At 58.1% G+C, this 17,268-nt stretch carries 12 protein-coding genes; 4 read left to right on the forward strand and 8 right to left on the reverse strand.

Features of this window, described 5'->3' with window-relative positions:
• Nucleotides 1–69: 69 nt before the first annotated feature.
• The 3 genes from NB063_RS23090 to NB063_RS23100 all read right to left on the reverse strand — a co-directional run bounded on the left by NB063_RS23090 (nt 70) and on the right by NB063_RS23100 (nt 3,829).
• On the reverse strand, nt 70–1,113 hold the full coding sequence (locus NB063_RS23090) for a ThuA domain-containing protein (protein WP_250931263.1): 1,044 nt from the start codon (nt 1,111–1,113) through the stop codon (nt 70–72).
• 178 nt (nt 1,114–1,291) lie between these two features.
• Nucleotides 1,292–1,585, reverse strand: coding sequence for a DUF167 domain-containing protein (locus tag NB063_RS23095; RefSeq protein ID WP_250931264.1), 294 nt, complete (start codon nt 1,583–1,585; stop codon nt 1,292–1,294).
• Nucleotides 1,586–1,624: 39 nt separating this feature from the next.
• On the reverse strand, nt 1,625–3,829 hold the full coding sequence (locus tag NB063_RS23100) for a heavy metal translocating P-type ATPase (RefSeq protein ID WP_250931265.1): 2,205 nt from the start codon (nt 3,827–3,829) through the stop codon (nt 1,625–1,627).
• Between the two features lie 247 nt (nt 3,830–4,076).
• Here NB063_RS23100 and NB063_RS23105 point away from each other — a divergent pair, with 247 nt between their 5' ends.
• Together NB063_RS23105 and NB063_RS23110 are read left to right on the forward strand one after the other, a co-directional pair.
• Nucleotides 4,077–5,300: a M20/M25/M40 family metallo-hydrolase gene (locus NB063_RS23105; RefSeq protein WP_250931266.1), complete on the forward strand. Its 1,224-nt coding sequence runs from the start codon at nt 4,077–4,079 to the stop codon at nt 5,298–5,300.
• A 115-nt stretch (nt 5,301–5,415) separates the two neighbouring features.
• Nucleotides 5,416–6,783, forward strand: coding sequence for a PP2C family protein-serine/threonine phosphatase (locus tag NB063_RS23110; RefSeq protein ID WP_250931267.1), 1,368 nt, complete (start codon nt 5,416–5,418; stop codon nt 6,781–6,783).
• 155 nt (nt 6,784–6,938) lie between these two features.
• On the opposite strand, the gene NB063_RS23115 is transcribed toward NB063_RS23110, so the two are convergent.
• Complete coding sequence (locus NB063_RS23115) at nt 6,939–8,306, reverse strand: DEAD/DEAH box helicase (RefSeq protein WP_250931268.1); 1,368 nt, start codon at nt 8,304–8,306, stop codon at nt 6,939–6,941.
• Between the two features lie 187 nt (nt 8,307–8,493).
• Here NB063_RS23115 and NB063_RS23120 point away from each other — a divergent pair, with 187 nt between their 5' ends.
• On the forward strand, nt 8,494–9,492 hold the full coding sequence (locus tag NB063_RS23120) for an esterase/lipase family protein (protein ID WP_250931269.1): 999 nt from the start codon (nt 8,494–8,496) through the stop codon (nt 9,490–9,492).
• 10 nt (nt 9,493–9,502) lie between these two features.
• Here the strand turns inward: NB063_RS23120 and uvrA are convergent, their stop codons facing one another.
• From uvrA to NB063_RS23140, 4 genes are all read right to left on the reverse strand, one after another.
• Nucleotides 9,503–12,094, reverse strand: coding sequence for an excinuclease ABC subunit UvrA (gene uvrA, locus NB063_RS23125; RefSeq protein ID WP_250931270.1), 2,592 nt, complete (start codon nt 12,092–12,094; stop codon nt 9,503–9,505).
• A gap of 29 nt (nt 12,095–12,123) precedes the next feature.
• Entirely contained in the window at nt 12,124–13,347 is a 1,224-nt protein-coding gene (locus tag NB063_RS23130) for a CPBP family intramembrane glutamic endopeptidase (protein ID WP_250931271.1), read from the reverse strand.
• Nucleotides 13,348–13,352: 5 nt separating this feature from the next.
• Nucleotides 13,353–14,033, reverse strand: a complete 681-nt coding sequence (pgsA, locus tag NB063_RS23135; protein WP_250931272.1) for a CDP-diacylglycerol--glycerol-3-phosphate 3-phosphatidyltransferase — start codon at nt 14,031–14,033, stop codon at nt 13,353–13,355.
• Between the two features lie 178 nt (nt 14,034–14,211).
• Nucleotides 14,212–15,417, reverse strand: coding sequence for a prenyltransferase/squalene oxidase repeat-containing protein (locus NB063_RS23140; RefSeq protein ID WP_250931273.1), 1,206 nt, complete (start codon nt 15,415–15,417; stop codon nt 14,212–14,214).
• A 508-nt stretch (nt 15,418–15,925) separates the two neighbouring features.
• Between NB063_RS23140 and carA the strand changes: the two genes are divergently transcribed.
• Nucleotides 15,926–17,107, forward strand: a complete 1,182-nt coding sequence (gene carA, locus NB063_RS23145) for a glutamine-hydrolyzing carbamoyl-phosphate synthase small subunit (RefSeq protein WP_250931274.1) — start codon at nt 15,926–15,928, stop codon at nt 17,105–17,107.
• Nucleotides 17,108–17,268 lie beyond the last annotated feature (161 nt).

The raw sequence follows: 17,268 nt of genomic DNA on the forward strand, positions 1-17,268 counted from the left end.
GGGCTGCGATGGTGCGGCAAGCATCCGTGTTTGCCGTCGCGTGAGGGTAGCTAATTGATGAACGCCGCGTTAGTTTTCGGTAGCCGCTTTCTTAGCCGGTTTTTTCTTGGCTTTCGCTTTCGGTTTGTTGACGTTGTTATGAGCCGGGATCGGGCTCTCGTAACCCGTGTACATTTCAGGCTTGATCCCCGGTGCATGTGTTTGGTTGCCGAATGTGTTGGGGTTAAACGGTCCAACCAGCGAAACATCGAGATCGGAAGTGATCTTGTCCTCCAAGCCGACCGCCCAGAAAATCCCGTTGATCATCATGCGGCGATAGCCTTCGTTGGTGATGTCTTCCGGGGTTCCGTACAGCGAAGTGAAAACACGAGCTTCTTTTCCGTCTGCGGTGCGATAGGTGCGCGTCCATTCCGAAGGTTGCGGAGGCAGCGATTCGACGATGGGTGAATCCGGAGTCATGCCTTGAAGCGGTTGTGCCATCGTCAAGATCTCACCATCGACCGGTTTGCCGACATAAGCCCCCGCTTGAACCCAGACGTCTTTGACTCCACGCAAAATCGGATGATCCTTCATCGCGTCGAGAACGGTGATGCGTGTGCTTTGTTGATGGTTGCGGCCGTAGTGGCCTACCCAAGTTTGGCCGAGGACCTGGTGTCCGAACCCGAGTTCGTATCCGTTGACATCGCTCTTAAACGAATACTTGGAGTATTTCTGATCGTTCGGAATTTGAAACGCATGCGTTGCGGTTCGCATTCCGACGACCGGGCCACCACGATTAAGGTAGTCGTGGAGGTGTTTCATTTGTTCTGGTGGCAAATTTTGAAACCGCAAGAACACGACCGCGAGATCCGCTGTGTCGAGCGCTTCCATGCCCGGCATGTTGGAGGGGGTGCCGGCGACAATCTCACCACTCTTTGGGTCGATGTTGAACAACACCGTGCACTTGAAACCGTGATGTTTGGCCAGGATCCGCGCCAGAGCCGGTAGCGATTCTTCTGAGCGATACTCGTGATCACCGGCTAAGAAAACGATGTGTTTGCCCGCTCCTGGGCCCGACTCGCCTTCGAACACCAATGGGCCAGCCTCCGCGACGATACTAGTGAACAGGGACATTGCGAGTAGAAGGTATTTCATGGTTGGCATTGCAGGTTGACGAAGTCGTCTTGAGGGGAAGTGGGGAGGATTCACCGGTCGTCGTCATCGGCATTTAGCCGGCAACGCGAGTGTTCCCTAGTCTAACTGCGGCGGAGAAGCCGGTGGATCCCGAAACAGGTTTTTTAAGTGTGCGGAACTAATTCAAATTTTCGATCGCGAGATTCACGGCGTCTTTGGTGATACCGCGTGCGTGAATGGTCTTGATTCTCGATGTCTGGCCGGCGGTGATGTCGATTCGTGATTTGCTCGTTCCGAGCCACTTTGCGATCGCTGCGATAACCGCTGCGTTGGCCTTGCCATCTTCGGGGGGAGCCGTGACGACGACCTTGAGCGATCCGTCGTGTTCGCCGCCGATGGAAGGTTTTTTCGCTTTCGGGGTTGCTCGGATCGTGAACGTGCAGCCGTCGTCAACTTCGCGGATTTCAATCATGGTTGGCGGGCAAGGGGGAAGGAGACGCGATGATCGCTTTCACTGTTGGACGGGGGCGGTGCGGAGCAATCGAAGGGCGTTGAAAATGACCAGCAGCGATGCGCCGGTGTCGGCTGCGATCGCGGCCCACAACGACGCGTATCCGACAAACGTCAGCAACACGAATATAAATTTGATGCTCAGTGCAAACACGATGTTTTGGCGAATGATCGAGAGCGTGTTGATCGAGTGTTGACGTAGCCAGGGGAGCAGTCGCAGATCGCTGGACATGAGGGTGATGTCGGCCGTTTCGATCGCCGCGTCGCTGCCACTACCGCCCATGGCGATCCCGAGCGTTGCAATCGCGAGTGCCGGTGCGTCGTTGACGCCATCTCCGACCATGGCCACGTTGCCATATTCCTCGACCATTAATCCGATCACCTCGACTTTGTCTTCGGGGAGCAACTGAGAGTGGACGTCGTCGATGCCAGTTTGTTCGGCGATGTTGCAAGCGGCCGCGTCATGATCACCGGTCAACATGGAGATCGTCTTGATACCCGATTGCCGAAGCAAAGCGACGACATCGCGAGCGTTTTCACGAACCGGATCGGTGAGCAATATGATTCCGAGTACCCGCTCGGAGTTACCGATGAGTACCACGCTTTTGTCGCGTGCCTGAGGGGAGTCGAGTAATTCTTCTGTTTGGCGGCAATCGAGGTTTTGGTCCTTCATCAATCGCTTGGACCCCATCCAAATCTCACGCCCGTTCACCATCGCGATGGACCCCTTGCCCGAAATCGACGTAACCTCCGTCGCGGTGTTGGGCGGCAGCGGGCGATCGCGGGCGTAGTTGACGATCGCGAGTGACAGCGGGTGGCTGCTCTGAGATCCGATTGCGGCGGCGATCGACAGCAATTCGTCTTCGTCGACGCTCGACGCAGCGATGCCGTTGCTGCTAACTATAATTTGAGACACCGCCGGCTCGCCGTAGGTGAGTGTGCCGGTTTTGTCGAACGCGATCGCATCAAGGCTGGCGGGTAACTCGATGAACACACCCCCTTTAATTAAGACGCCATGGCGTGCCGCAGACGTCAGTGCCGAGATCACGCTGACCGGAGTCGAGATCACCAACGCACAGGGACACGCGATCACCAGCAGCACCAGTGAACGATAGATCCACTCTTCCCACGATGCTTGAAAGAGCAGCGGTGGAATGAGCACGATCAAGATCGCGAGCGTGAACACGATCGGCGTGTAGATCGCGGCAAATTTTTCGACCCATTGTTCCGCCGTCGCACGTTTGGACCCCGCTTCGCTAACCATGCGGATGATGCGAGCGAGCGTCGAGTCGTCCGAGGTCTTGGTCGTTCGCATCGTCAGCACGCCGTCGCCGTTGATCGTGCCGGCGTAAACGGGATCACCCTCCTCTTTTTCGACAGGAACACTTTCGCCCGTGATCGGAGATTGATCGACGTCACTGGCGCCGGTGAGGACAACACCATCGAGTGGGATCTTGTCGCCGGGACGTACCTGTAGCGTTGAGTCGACGGCGACCTCTTTGGGTGACACCTCATGGACGCCACCCGACGAACAGACCAGACGAGCGACCGGAGGTGTCCACTCCATCAACGAACTAATCGCTCGACGGGCACGCCCGATGCTCCATGATTCGAGCAGCAGCGACAGCGAAAACAGGAATGCGACCGTCGCGGCTTCGAACCATTCGCCGATCGCGATCGCGCCGACCACCGCGACGCTCATCAAGAGATTCATGTCGGGGCGAAACGACGTGAGAGACCGCCAAGCTTTGGGCAGCACCAGGATCAAACCCGCGAAAATGCCGATCAAATAGACGGTGGCGATCACCGGAGTGACGCCTTCATTAGGCGAGTCGAGGAGATTATCGGTGCCGGCGAGCGATCGACTGTGAGCGTAGTGCAACCACCAACCCGCCAGTCCACACACGCCGCTGATCGTTGTTAACGCCCCTCGTCGGTATTGGATCCAACTCGATTGCGTTTCGTCTTCCGCAGAGTCCTCGACCCAAGGTTCGTGACGCAATCCGGTGCGGTCGATCGCGGAATCGATTTCTTCGCTCGCCAGCGATGTGCCATCAAGATCGATGGTGAGTTTGGCACGCAGCAGATCGAACGCGAGACGGGATTCGTCGCCGACGAGAGGGACTAGCTCACGCTTGAGCAGCGAAACTTCTTCGACACAGTCAAGACCGTGAATTTTGCGTTGCAGCGGGGCACGGGGGGGCATGCGCGGTCGGGGGGCAAGCGAGCTGGAGCGTTCATGGGGTGGATTGCCGAGTAGTCAGGATACTCGATACGATTGGTGGAGGACGATCCCCAGCGTTTTGAATGCATGAGTCATGGGGAGATCACGCGGCAAATGGGAATGCGAATCGGCAATTGCTGTGTGCGGACCCATCGGGACGCCCATGACGCGAGTTTGCGTCTAGATTGTTTCTACCCCCACTTTCGACATCGAGTTTTGAGAGCAACTGATGAGCACGGCAGCAGATGATTCCCTCGTAGCGATCGATTCCGACGCGGCGGTCGAACGATTCATGCAGTTGACGGCGATCCCGGGGCGAAGTGGCGATGAGGCCGCCGTGGCCGCGGCGATCACGCAGATACTTATGGATGCGGGTGTGGATCCAGAATGGATCGTTCGGGATGACGCTCACCAGCGAACGCGAATCAAAGGGAATTGTGGGAACTTGATCGTGAGTTTGCCGGGCGACCCCTCGTTGCCTCGCACGCTCTTGTCGGCGCACATGGACACGGTTCCGATTTGCGTGAATGCAAAACCTGTTTTGAAAGATGATCCTGAGTTGGGGCGAATCGTCATTGCCGAAGGAGAAACGGGACTTGGCGGCGACGATCGGGCGGGTTGTGCGATTATTTTGACCGCAATTCTTGAACGACTTCGATACGCGAAATCGCATCCGGACGCCAAACTCGCACCCGCCGTGATCTCGTTCTTGATTCAAGAAGAAGTCGGACTCGAGGGGGCGCGGCATCTCGACGCCAGCAAGATTGGGCGTGTGGATCAAGCGTTCAACTTTGACGGCGGTACGCTGGAGAAGATCCGACACGGAGCGATCGGTGGCGAACGGATGCAGGCGACCGTTTATGGCTACGCGTCCCATGCGGGGGTGGCGCCCGAAAGAGGTGTCAGTGCGATTGCGATCGCGTCCAAGGCGATCGCGGCGCTGCACGACGCGGGGCTGCACGGTCTGATTGAACGCGATGGCAAACGCGGGACATCAAACGTGGGTGTGTTCCATGGCGGTGAGGCAACCAACGTGGTCACGCCGGAGGTCAGTTTGAAAATCGAAGCACGCAGTCATGATGCTGAGTTTCGAACTTGGATCGTCGGTCAAATCCGCGAGGCGCTTGAGCAGGCAGCTCGCGAGGTAACCGACGTCAACGGGCGTTGTGGGCGGATCGAGTTCAGTAGCCATGTCGACTATGAGGCATTCGCACTCGATCTTGATCACCCGTCCGTATTGGGGGCACGAGAATGGATCACGAAGCTCGGGGTCGAACCGATTTGTGAAGTTGCCAACGGCGGACTTGATGCGAACTGGCTGTTTCTTCACGGCATCGAAGCTGTTACGCTCGGTTGTGGGCAGGCCGCCATTCACACCACTGACGAGTACTTATTGGTTGATCATTACCTGAACGCGTGCCGTTTGGCTGCGGCAATCCTGCAACCGAATTAACTCTCAACGGTACTAGGTGCGCTGCGTGTTGAGCCTTATAATATGGCTCCTTGTACCCACCCCCACCACTCACTTTTTGGGCCATTGTCGTTTGTCTGAATCTTGGCATCCTGGAGTGAACGTCTCCGAGCTGACCCATGTGGGCATGCGTCGGGCCAACAACCAAGATTCGCATGCCGTGATGATAGCGGAGTCGGCCGAGCGTTTTGAACGGCGCGGTCATCTGTTTGTTGTCGCTGATGGGATGGGGGCACACGCTGCGGGGGAACTCGCCTCGAAGATCGCCTGTGAGCAGATCGCGATGCGATACGTGAGTTCTCAAAAGCCCGACAAGGGCCAGGCACTCGGTCAAGCCGTCCATCAGGCCAATACGGCGATCTACGATCGGGGCCAGAGCAACCCCGAATTCCACAACATGGGCACGACGGCGAGCGCACTGGTGCTGGCGCAAGGCCGGGGCTATGTCGCTCAGGTCGGAGACTCGCGGATCTATCGTCTCCGCAAAGGCGTCCTCGAGCAGCTAACTTTCGATCACTCACTCGTTTGGGAGATGCATGCCAGTGGCCAGATTCCGAGCGACAGCCCGCTCGGAAAATCAATTCCCAAAAACGTGATCACTCGTTCGCTCGGTCCCGGCGCCCACGTGATGGTGGATTTGGAGGGGCCGTTCCATGTCGAAATCGGTGATCGCTTCTTGTTGTGCAGCGACGGTTTGACGGGGCTAGTCGAAGATGACGACCTTGGCGTCTTGATGGATTCGTTGCCTCTCGAAAAGCTTGCTCCCGTGCTGGTTGATTTGGCAAACCTTCGTGGCGGCCCGGATAACATCACAGTGGTTATTGTCGATGTGACCGGCGAGCACTTGGTGGATCGCAGCAAGAGCAGTCCGGCCGGAGCGGGTGAGAGTGGGTTCAAGTGGAGCAGTGTTCATTCGTCGCGGGCGCTGTTGGCGGTGACAACCATTTGCTGGCTCGGTGCCGCTGGGTTTTCCGCGGCCGCCTATTGGGGCGGATCGAAGTGGTTGGGTTCGGCTATCGCTGCGTTCATTCTTGGCGCGATCGCTCTCGCGGTTTGGGCGAGTGGAATCTTGGCGACCGATGATCGTCGCCGTCCGCTGAATGCCCGACGCCGTGGGAAAGGAGCGTCGCCGAGCCCCGTTCAAGGAAGCTATGATTCCGGTTTGGAGGAGTCGGTGATCGCGGTCGGCACCGGCCCGTATCGCCGATACACGGTGGATCAGCATCAAACTGTTTGCGCCAGGTTGGCGGGGGTGGTTTCAGAGATTCGTCGCTCGTCCGAGCAGAATCACTGGATGTTGGATTGGCAAGGCGTCCAGACGCTGCAAGATCAGTGCAACCAGGCCCAGGCGGCAGGCGATTGGAAGCTCGCGATCGGCTGTCAATGCGACGCGGTGCTTGCTGCGATGGCGTTGCTGAGAAAGCAGCAAGATGATTCGGCGAGCGATACGGCGGTTGATCTTTAGTGTCGCGGAAGTCACGAGCCGGATGGGTTCGGGCTCGTCAGTGAGCCATGCCCGTCATTGAATCATGACTTTGTGTGAGCCGTGGTCGAGCGTGTCCGGCGTGACGACACGCGGACACCCTTTGGCAAAACGCTTTCGAGCCAGCCCTGGTTGGGCTACCGGCGGCGTTTCTTTTTCCGTGTCATCGGATTGAGGCTACGTCGAGCTTCCGTGGGCGCCTCTTCCTCTGCGGCGGAAGCCGCCTCGGCTGCTGCCGTCACTTCCGGGACCGGATCGAATCCTTCGATGGAATCTCGAACGAGTTCTTTGTTGATCCGTTGCTCGATGCTGGTCAGGACTTCGCCTTCGCCAGGAACGACAAACGTGTAGGCGACACCATCGCGTCCCATTCGCCCGGTTCGACCCACGCGGTGGACGTAGTCGTCGCAATCTTGCGGGACGTCGAAGTTGACGATGTGCGAAATGGTCGTGATGTCGATGCCTCGTCCGACGACGTCGGTCGCGATCAGCAATTTGAGTTTGCGGTCGCGAAGGCTTTGCAGCACGCGATCTCGTTCACGTTGTTGCAAATCGCCATGGATGCAACCGCAAGCACCGTGGTAGGTGCGCGATAGCTGGCGGTGCAATCGATCCGTGCCTCGTTTGGTTCGGCAGAAGATGATCGCTTGCTCGGGGTCTTCTCGTTCGAGCAGTTGTTCGAGCAATTCAACTTTCCGATCGTTGGCGACCGTGAAGTAACGTTGTTCGATTGTGTCGACGGCCATTTCGTTGCGGCAGCAATCAATCACGACCGGCTCGCTCATGTAGCTTTCTGCTAGGCGGCGAACGACGGGCGGCAATGTTGCCGACAGCAAAAGGGTTTGTCGGTTGCGGGGGCACTTCCGCATGATCCGTTCGATTTGCGGTCGGAACCCGATGTCGAGCATCCGGTCCGCTTCGTCGAGAACCACGCACCAGGTTTTGTCCAACCGCAGCGTGCCGCGTTGCAGGTGGTCGTGAATTCGACCGGGCGTACCGACGACGACTTGAACGCCGTTTTCGAGTTGTCGGAGTTGGCGATTCATGTTCTTGCCACCCGACAGGATCGCGATCTCCGTAGGGACCCCGTAAGCCAATCGGGCCGCTTCGCCGGCGACTTGATCTGCCAACTCACGGGTCGGCACGACGATAATCGCTTGGGGGTCTCGGCACTCTTCCAGCGAATCGAGTTGTTCCAAGATCGGAATCGAAAACGCGGCCGTTTTTCCAGTCCCTGTTCTGGCTTGTCCGATCACGTCGGTGCCAGCGAGGGCGTAGGGAATCAGTGCGGCTTGGATCGGCGACGGTTTGGTGAAGCCGGCTTTTGCGATCGCGAGTCGCATCACGGGCGATAAATCCAACTCGTCAAACGACTCTATTTCCGGTGGTAAAACAACCGGCCCAACAGATTCTAATAACGCGATTGTATCTTCGTTATCTTCGAAGCGGGGCGGACGACCGCCACCACTCTTCCGGGCATTTCGGGGACTTCTTGAGTAGCTCATGGCGAAAGTTTATCGTGTCGCATCGTTTTGCAACACTAGTCCCGCCAAGATAGCGGAGTAAGCGTGGCGAATTTTGTTGTTTTTTTGGAGACGTTTTCGCGTAATGCCGCGTGACCTACGGGCTCTGGTTTAATCGAAGCCCCCCATCTTTCCAGCGAACCGTTCTCTTAGCTCCATTGCGATAGCCATGATTCCAAAGGCACTGCGTCGAATTTGCGTTCCCCTGTCGATCGCCGTGTTGACGACAGGATGTTTCTTGGGCGGTTGCGAGGCAATCGGACAAACTGAAAGTGATACCGTGGCGAAAAATCTGAACGTACCGATGCCGACCATCGGCGGAGCCCAATTGTGGACGGATTTAGAGAACCGATCGGGGTATCGCGTCCAGCGAAATGCGGTTTCAGGTCATTGTCGCGTGCTCGATCCGCGAAACATCCGGCGCGGTTGGGGGAGCGAAACGGACGCCCTGTTGTTGCTTGACGAATTGTGCCCCGAGCCATCTGCGCCTGCGGCGAAACCCATGGTGATCCTGCTGCACGGGTTGATGCGGACCGATTCATCGATGAAATCGCTCGAAAAGGCACTTCGAGACGATGGTTACGATCAGGTGATTCGGTTCGGATATGCCAGCACGCGATCGGGGCTCGCGGATTCCGCCGCGGCACTTCGACGCGTTCTAGAAGGGCAACACAGTGAGATGGAATTTTGTTTTGTTGGTCACAGCATGGGAAACATCGTGACACGTCATCTCATCGGTGATTTGCAGCGTGATGGCGACCCCAAACAGATTTTGCCCCGCTGCCGGTCGATGGTCATGTTGGGGCCGCCGAATCACGGAGCAACGATCGCCCGCCGGTTGGCGGCGACGGGACTCTTCGGATTGGTGGCCGGTCCAGGTGCGATGGAACTTGGGACGGGATGGGAGGACGTGGAAGCCAAACTGGCTACCCCGCCGTTCCCGTTCGCCATTGTCGCCGGCAAAGTGGAGCCAGGTCGGCTTCGGAATCCTCTGGTCGAAGGTGATAGTGATTTCGTGGTCAGTCTCGAGGAGGCCAAATTAGCGGGCGCGGAGTCCATTCATGAAGTGCCCGTGTTGCACTCTTTCCTGATGAATGACGAGGCGTGCCAAAAGTGGACCACGACGTTTTTGGACGAACATCTCGGTGGTCAGGTCGCGGCTGAGTAGCCGGATAGATTTACCCCAGTTGCCGACGGAGGAATTGCCCCGTCAACGACGCATCGCATTCGGCGACGGTTTCGGGGCTGCCCTGGGTGATGATACGGCCGCCTTCGGTGCCGCCTTTGGGGCCGAGGTCGATCAGCCAATCGCAGGCGGCGAGCAGGTCCGTATGGTGTTCGATCACGAGCACGGTGTTGCCTTGTTCGACGAGTCGATCAAGTACGACGAGTAACCGTTGGACGTCGGAAAAGTGTAGCCCTGTCGTCGGTTCATCGAGCAGGTAGAGCGTTTGGCCGGTGCCGGGTCGAGCCAATTCGGTTGCAAGTTTGATCCGCTGGGCTTCGCCGCCACTCAGCGTGGTGCTGGATTGCCCCAGCGTGACGTAGCCCAATCCGACGTCGAATAGTGATGACAGTAGCGTGTGGACCTTGGGCACGTTTTCGAAAAATTCCATCGCCGCTTCGATCGTCATGTCGAGCACGTCGGCGATCGTTGCACCCTTGAAGCGAACCTGCAATGTTTGGCGATTGAACCGTTTGCCGCCGCAGCGTGAGCATTCGATCAACAGGTCGCTGAGAAAATTCATCTCGATTCTCTCGAACCCGTTTCCCTTACAGACGTCGCATCGGCCGGCGGGGGAGTTGAAACTAAAACGCGAGGCTGAGAAACCGAGTGTCTTCGCCGCACGCGTGGTCGCAAAGACGTTTCGAATCGGATCGAGCACGCCCGCGTAGGTGGCGGGGCAGGAGCGGGTCGTTCGGCCAATCGGTGACTGATCGATGGCGATCAGTTTGTCGAGCTTGTCCGCTCCGGTGAGCCGCTTGTAGGGGCCGGGTTCTTTGGCGACCAATCCAAGCTGCGCGGCCACGGCGGGGTAGAGCGTGTCGACAATGAGTGAACTCTTGCCGCTTCCCGAGACGCCGCTGATACCGACAAGCAACCCGAGTGGCAGCTTGAGCGTGACGTTTTGCAGGTTATGCAGTTGTGCGCCGTGAAGTGTTAACCAATCGTTTCGCCGGGGAACGCGACGCTGGCGTTCGAGGCCGATGAGATGCTCGCCTGACAGGAACCTCCCCGTTGGGCTGGATTGGTCTGCGGCGACCTCATCGGGAGTGCCCTGGCTGACCATGTGGCCGCCATGGACTCCGGCGCCGGGCCCGATGTCGATCAGGTGATCAGCGGCTCGCATCGTGTCTTCATCGTGTTCGACGATCACGATGGTATTGCCTTGGCTTTTTAGTTCGCCGATGGCACCGAGCAAGCGGTCGTGGTCAGCGGGGTGCAAACCGATCGACGGTTCGTCGAGTACGTAGCAGACGCTGACGAGTCCGCTACCGATACAAGTTGCTAAGCGAATGCGTTGCAGCTCGCCGCCGCTCAGCGTGTCGGCGGATCGATCGAGCGTGAGGTAGTCGACCCCGACGCGGCGAAGGAAGTCGATCCTCCGAATGACTTCGTCTTGGATAGGAGCCGCCACCCGGCGATTGATCTCAGAAAGCGAGTCAGTGATTCCGGCAATCCAGTTCTTGGTTTCGACCATCGGAATGGCCACGACAGCGGCGATCGATTCTCCGGCGATGGTCACCGCGAGTGCTTCCGGCCGCAGTCGTCCGCCTTCGCAGTCCGAGCAAATGCGAACCGTTTGGGCGTCGTCATTCGCGGTCGCTTTTGGGAGCTTCCTGGATTTCGCCGTTGGCCTTCCTGATTTCTTGGCCCCTTTTGACCTGGAACGCGTCGAGTCAGAAATCACGCCTAGCCCGTCGCATGTTTGGCATGCGCCGTAGGGGCTGTTGAAGCTGAAAGTTCTCGGTTCGAGTTCCTCGAAGCTCGTTCCGCACTCGATACAGGCCATCGCGGTGCTGAAGAGTTTTTGTTCGGCATCGCCGCCAGGCGGTTCGATCAATGCGGAACACATGCCGTCGGAGAGTCGGATCGCTAATCGTGTGGATTCATCGAGTCGAGGTTCGATTCCCTCTTTCAAGACAATGCGATCGACAACGGCTTCGATGGTGTGGTTTTTTCGGACGGCCAGCGGGGGGACTTCTTCGAGCAGGTAGACTTCACCGTCGACGCGTGCACGAACCAGTCCCTGCGAAGCGATTTTTTCAAAAACATCGCTGTGTGCCCCCTTTCTGCCGCGCACCATCGGGCTCATCAAAGTCAGTTTGGTGCGGGGCGGATACGACGCGAGAGTTTGAATGATCGCGTCGGGCGTTTGGGTGCTAATGGTGCTCCCACAGTGCGTGCAATGTGGAGTCCCGATGCGGGCGTAGAGCAGTCGCAGGTAATCGTAGATTTCCGTGACCGTCGCCACGGTGCTGCGCGCCGATTGCGTGCCGCTCTTTTGATCGATCGACAACGTCGGCGCGAGGCCATCGATTAGGTCAACGTCGGGGCGTGGGATCGCATCGAGATATTGCCGCGCGTACGTTGAAAGCGTGTCGATGTATTGCCGCTGCCCTTCGGCGAACAGGGTGTCGAACGCCAGTGAACTCTTGCCGCTGCCCGACACTCCCGTGATCACGGTGAGCGCATCGCGGGGGATGTCAACGTTGAGGTTCTTGAGGTTGTGAACGCGTGCGCCGCGGATGCGAATCGGTGGGCTCAAACGAATGGGCTCGGCAAGGGTGACGGCGGCTAACGCAGCAGCTCGAGTAACGTCGCACTCATCGTGAAGCCGTTGAGTACGAAATGCACGACGATTGACGGCACGAGTGAGCCGGTCTGTCGGTACAGATATCCTAGACCCATGGAAAGGAAGAACAGCGGGATCGGTGCGAGTCCTTGCCCCCAGTGCATGATCGCGAACAGCAGACTGGCTACAACGATCGGCCAAATTGCTGTCGGCGTCCAATCCGACCGCGTCGCAAAATCCGCTTCGGCGGTCGTCGCCGGTTGACTGATCGACGCATCCCCGGGGCCGTCCGCCGGGTTCGGCTGGGTGTTGGCAGGCAGGGCGTTGGCGGGCCATGGCGGCGCGTACGGATCTTGAGCGGAAGGTTGCGGCTCCAGTCCAACATTGCCTGCGTAGGCCGGTGCCGCGTTGGTCGTCCACCTGCGCACGTCGCTCATCGCGTCCGCGAGTCGTTGCAGCCCGCCTTGCAGGATGCCGCGGAACCAGAATTCCTCCACCATCGGCGTGACGATCGCGGTCGTGAAAAAAAGTGCGGCGAAGACGGCAAAGTCCGGCGAAGAGTCGGGCCCGTCAGGTTTTAAGGCGTCAAGCACGGGGTGGGAGTACTTTTGCAAGACCGATACGAGCCCCATCAGCAGCATCGTCGGCGGCAAGATTAACCACGCGGCTTTGAAGCCCAAGGCAAAATCCCCGCGGGCAGGTAGCCATCCAATCTTGGGACGCTCGTGGCCCTCCAATAGACCCGGTCGGAGTCGCGGTCGGAACGTTCGGGCGAGCCACATCGTGACGATGGTCGCCGTCACCATCGACGCGGAACTAAGCAGGAGCTGGATCACCGAAATGGGCGGCGCGCTTTCCGGTTGCACCTCCGCTTCGACGTCGACTTCAACGTCGGGGGCGGTCGGCAGGTAGTCTGCCGCCAACTGATTGAACTGCAGGTTAGCGACAATCAGGACCGCGAAAAAAAACAGGAAGTACAGCGGGTTCCAATAAGGTCTCGCTCGAGGGCGTTCGGGGAGGATCGCATGTTCGCCAAAAAAACGCACGCCTCGTCGGAGCAGCGAGATCCATTTCGTGATCGACGACACGAACGCGAACAGGATCAGGAGCGTTACCGCGGTCAGAATCCATTCGTAGTTGGAGAGCTCGGCGACTTCCATCACGGCAGTGGAATCGAGGTCTGACGCGGGAGCGGGGGCGTCAGAGGGCGGCGTTTGGGTTTGCATGAAAATCAGTCTCGTTCGGCAACCGAACCGGCTTTTTCATCGCGAGCGGATTCGCCAAGCGTTTCGTCATTTGGTTCCGCGGGGATGGATGCGGTCGTGGGAACGTCGACTTGGGTCAGCGTTTGAGGATCGGACTGCATCACTCGGGCGGCGATCAGCGTGTAGTCCACGCCCGAATAGACTGTGATGAAGATGGCTCCCCATAGCAGAATGAGCGTCGTGATCTCCAGCCATCCTGGAACCGGCAGGATCACGAACGTCAACAACGCAGCGACCACGGCCGCACATTGCACCACCATTTTCCACTTGCCGAGCCAGCTGGCTGAGAAGTCACCGCCGGCGCCTTCGATAATGCCACGTAAACTCGTTACTAAAAGCTCCCGCGCAACGACGATCGTGGCCATCCAAGATTTCACCGGGCTATCGTCGACTTCAACCAATGCGATGAACGAACCGCAGATGATGATCTTGTCGACGAAAGGGTCGAAGATCCGGCCCAGCTTGGTGACTTGGCCATACTTCCTCGCCCAGTAGCCGTCCATCCAATCGGTTGAGACGGCGATCAAGAAAACAATCAGGGCCGGCCAGGATTCACCCATTGGGATCAAAACGACCACGGCGATCGCCAACGCGAACCGCACTGTCGTCAGCGCGTTCGGCACGTTGTAGATCGATGTACTCGCCATAGAAGTGTCCGGGTGGGGAGGTGAGCGGTCAGCCGGGGACCTCGTTGTTGACGCTCCATCCTGGTGGGGTGTGCGAGCTCAACAAATCGGAGATGGCTTGGAAGCTGTTCCCCGTTAACTTATCTCACCACCACGCTCTCGCCAACCAACCGAGCAAAGGCAGGCGACGGAGCCGGTTCTACTTTTTGGCGTGTGACAACGCGAGGAGGCAGTACGCCGTGACCAGTTGACGGTCGCCTTCCATCCAACGGTCGCTCTCTCGGTTCACCCACGAGCCGTCTGCCTGCTGGTTGGCCTCGAGGGTTGCGACGAGTTCTTCACGCCAATCGTGAACCGAACCCCCCTCCGCGTCGACGACTTCGAGGCCAGCCACGTCGAGAGCTTTGGCAAAAGTGTGGTAGTAGTAGAACAGGCCCTGGGCACCCATGCCGGGATTTTTTTCGAGCGAGTAGTTTTCGCGAATGAAGCCGAGTGCCGCTTCGACACGCGGATCGTCCTGGCTCAAACCTGCGTAGATCATGCTTTTGAGGCCCGCGTAGGTCATCGAACCGTAGCTGCGGAGTCCACCGTTGGCTTCTTCGCCCGCTTTACTTTGTCCGCCGGCGGCGGGCGTGTAGTAGAAGCCGCCGTCGCCGATTTTTTCGCCATGGACGGTGTCATTTCCGTCGCTCGTGCCTTCCGGGGGAGCGAGGTTTTGGGTCCGGGCGACAAACTTCAAAGCCTTTTGAATCGCCTCGTCATCGGCATCGTTACCGAGTTCATGTAAGGCTTCGATCAGGAACGAGGTGTTGGAGAGGTCGGGGCGGGAGTGGCTGCCGTATCCGGCGCCTCCGTACTCGGTGTCTTTCGGCGTGATGCCTTCCCCCTCGTCCCACTGGATTTCCTTCAGAAACATCTCTGCGCGGCGCAGAATGCTGTCATATTTCCGGTGGGAGTCGTCGCCTGATTGGGCCTGGTTGGCGGCGATCAGGGCCAGGACGGCGGTCGACGTCTCGTAGTTTCGGTACAGCGATCCGGTTTGGTAGATCCCCCCGTCGGGCTGAATTTTGCTTTCTAAAAATTCCAGCGATTTCTTGACCACGGGGTCGGTGTTGATCGCGGTGGGGCGATGTTCGAGGATCGCACGCACGCACAATCCGGTGACGGCGGCGCCGGTTTCGCCGCTGAACGCCCCGTCATCGCTTTGCCCGCGGGTCCTCAGGAATTCGATCCCACGGTCAGCGAGTCGGTCGATCCGGCTGTTTAGGTTCGAGTTCGCCGGGGGGGCTTCGGTGGCTTCGCTGGGCGATTCTGCTCGAATTTCACCGATATCCGCGAACGAAACGAGGCTGACCGCGAGGGCGATCATCATTGGCAGGCCGGTCAGTCGCAGGTGATTAGTCATCTCGTGCAATTTCTCCACAGGGGGGGGGCGTTATAGGGGGGCGTTTGTAATGGGTGAGGGAATGTCGGGGAATTGCGGGGCAGATTCGTGATTTAAAACCTGCCCGTTGTCTTCGACTTGAGGGTGGCTCGAACCGGAGGGGACTCGCCCTGCCGCTAAAAAGCCTAGCGGAACGGCGAGATCCGACCGATCCCACCCCACGTTTTCTTGCTGACATCGTATTCGTGACACGCGGCAAATCAGGTTTGATGAGTGGCAACCCATGGCAGATGTCCGCATGGATTGTCGACTCTCCTGGCCTTAGGTGTCGCAGCAAACCGCAATTCGCATACCTTAGATGCTCAGAACGAGATGCAAAGAACGTGCCTTTCATCTTAAGAATACGCCGGCTACCCCTGGAAGAGATCGTTTACCGAAGCGATACTCCGTAAAACAAATTCGCCACCCGCGATTTCCGTTTACTCTCGAGTAATCGCGAGTGTGCCTCCCGCACTGAAAACTTTCGTCAATGACTGATTCACAAAACATATCCAAGCCGGCAAAACTCGCACTTCAAGATGGCACGGTTTATTTAGGCCGCTCACTCGGCGCGACCGGCGAGGTCACTGGCGAAGTCGTTTTCAACACGTCGATGACGGGCTATCAGGAAATCCTGACCGACCCGAGTTACTGCGGCCAAATCGTCACGATGACCTATCCGGAAATCGGCAACTACGGCGTCAACTCGATCGACGTCGAACGTCAAGGCACGTCGCTTTCGGGATTCGTGATTCGCAACGAAAGTCGAATTCACAGCAACTACCGTGCGGAAGGAACGCTGGCAGATTACTTGAGTAAGAACAACGTGTTGGGATTGATGGGGATCGATACCCGCGCCCTCGTCCGACGGATCCGCAGCGTCGGTGCCATGCAAGGCGTGTTGTCGACCGAAGATCTCGATGACGCGTCGCTGGTTGCGAAAGCCAAAGCCGCGCCGAGCCTTGTCGGACGCGATTTGGTTAAGGAAGTCATGCCCAGCCAAACGGAAAAGTGGACCCACGAACTCGATGAGTGGACCGCGATCGAAGTCGCTCGGGGCGCGACCATCGTCACAAACGATGCCGTCGGAGATTCCGACCGGCCGCACGTCGTCTGCATGGACTTCGGAATGAAATGGAACATCCCTCGCCACCTGCGATCACGTGGAAACCGCGTCACGATCGTTCCGGGCAATCTGTCCGCCGATGAAATCCTCCGCCTGGAACCGACGGGTGTGTTTTTGTCGAACGGCCCCGGCGACCCGGAACCGTTGACGTATGCCCATGAATCGATTTCGAAACTGATCGGCAAAGTGCCCGTATTCGGAATTTGCTTAGGGCATCAACTGCTCTCGCTCGCTTGCGGCGCGAAGACCTTCAAGCTGAAGTTTGGACACCGGGGAGCCAACCAGCCCGTGTTGAACCTCAAGACGGAGAAGGTCGAGATCACGACACAAAACCACGGTTTCGCTGTTGATGACAAAGATCTTCCGGATTGTTTGGAGGTAACACACCGCCACCTCAACGACGACACCGTTGCGGGAGTTCGTCACCGCGAAGCAGATGCGTTCGCCGTGCAGTACCACCCTGAAGCCGCTGCCGGTCCTCACGACAGTCACTATCTGTTCCAGCAGTTCCAAGAAAGCCTCACCGCGGCGCAGCCCACCGGCTAGGTCTTGGTGAGTGATCCTTCCGCTGCCCTGCCAAAAGACGCATCAGCGAAGACTTGCATTTGGTGATTGAGCCTGCGTCTGGTGTTCGCTTGAGAACTTCATTGAGGCGCTGCTTGGTAGCCGCCGTTTCCCATTTTCCGTTCGTTCTTACTCCTCAGTCC

It is taken from the genome of Aporhodopirellula aestuarii (genome assembly GCF_023701485.1).
Lineage (GTDB): Bacteria > Planctomycetota > Planctomycetia > Pirellulales > Pirellulaceae > Rhodopirellula > Rhodopirellula aestuarii.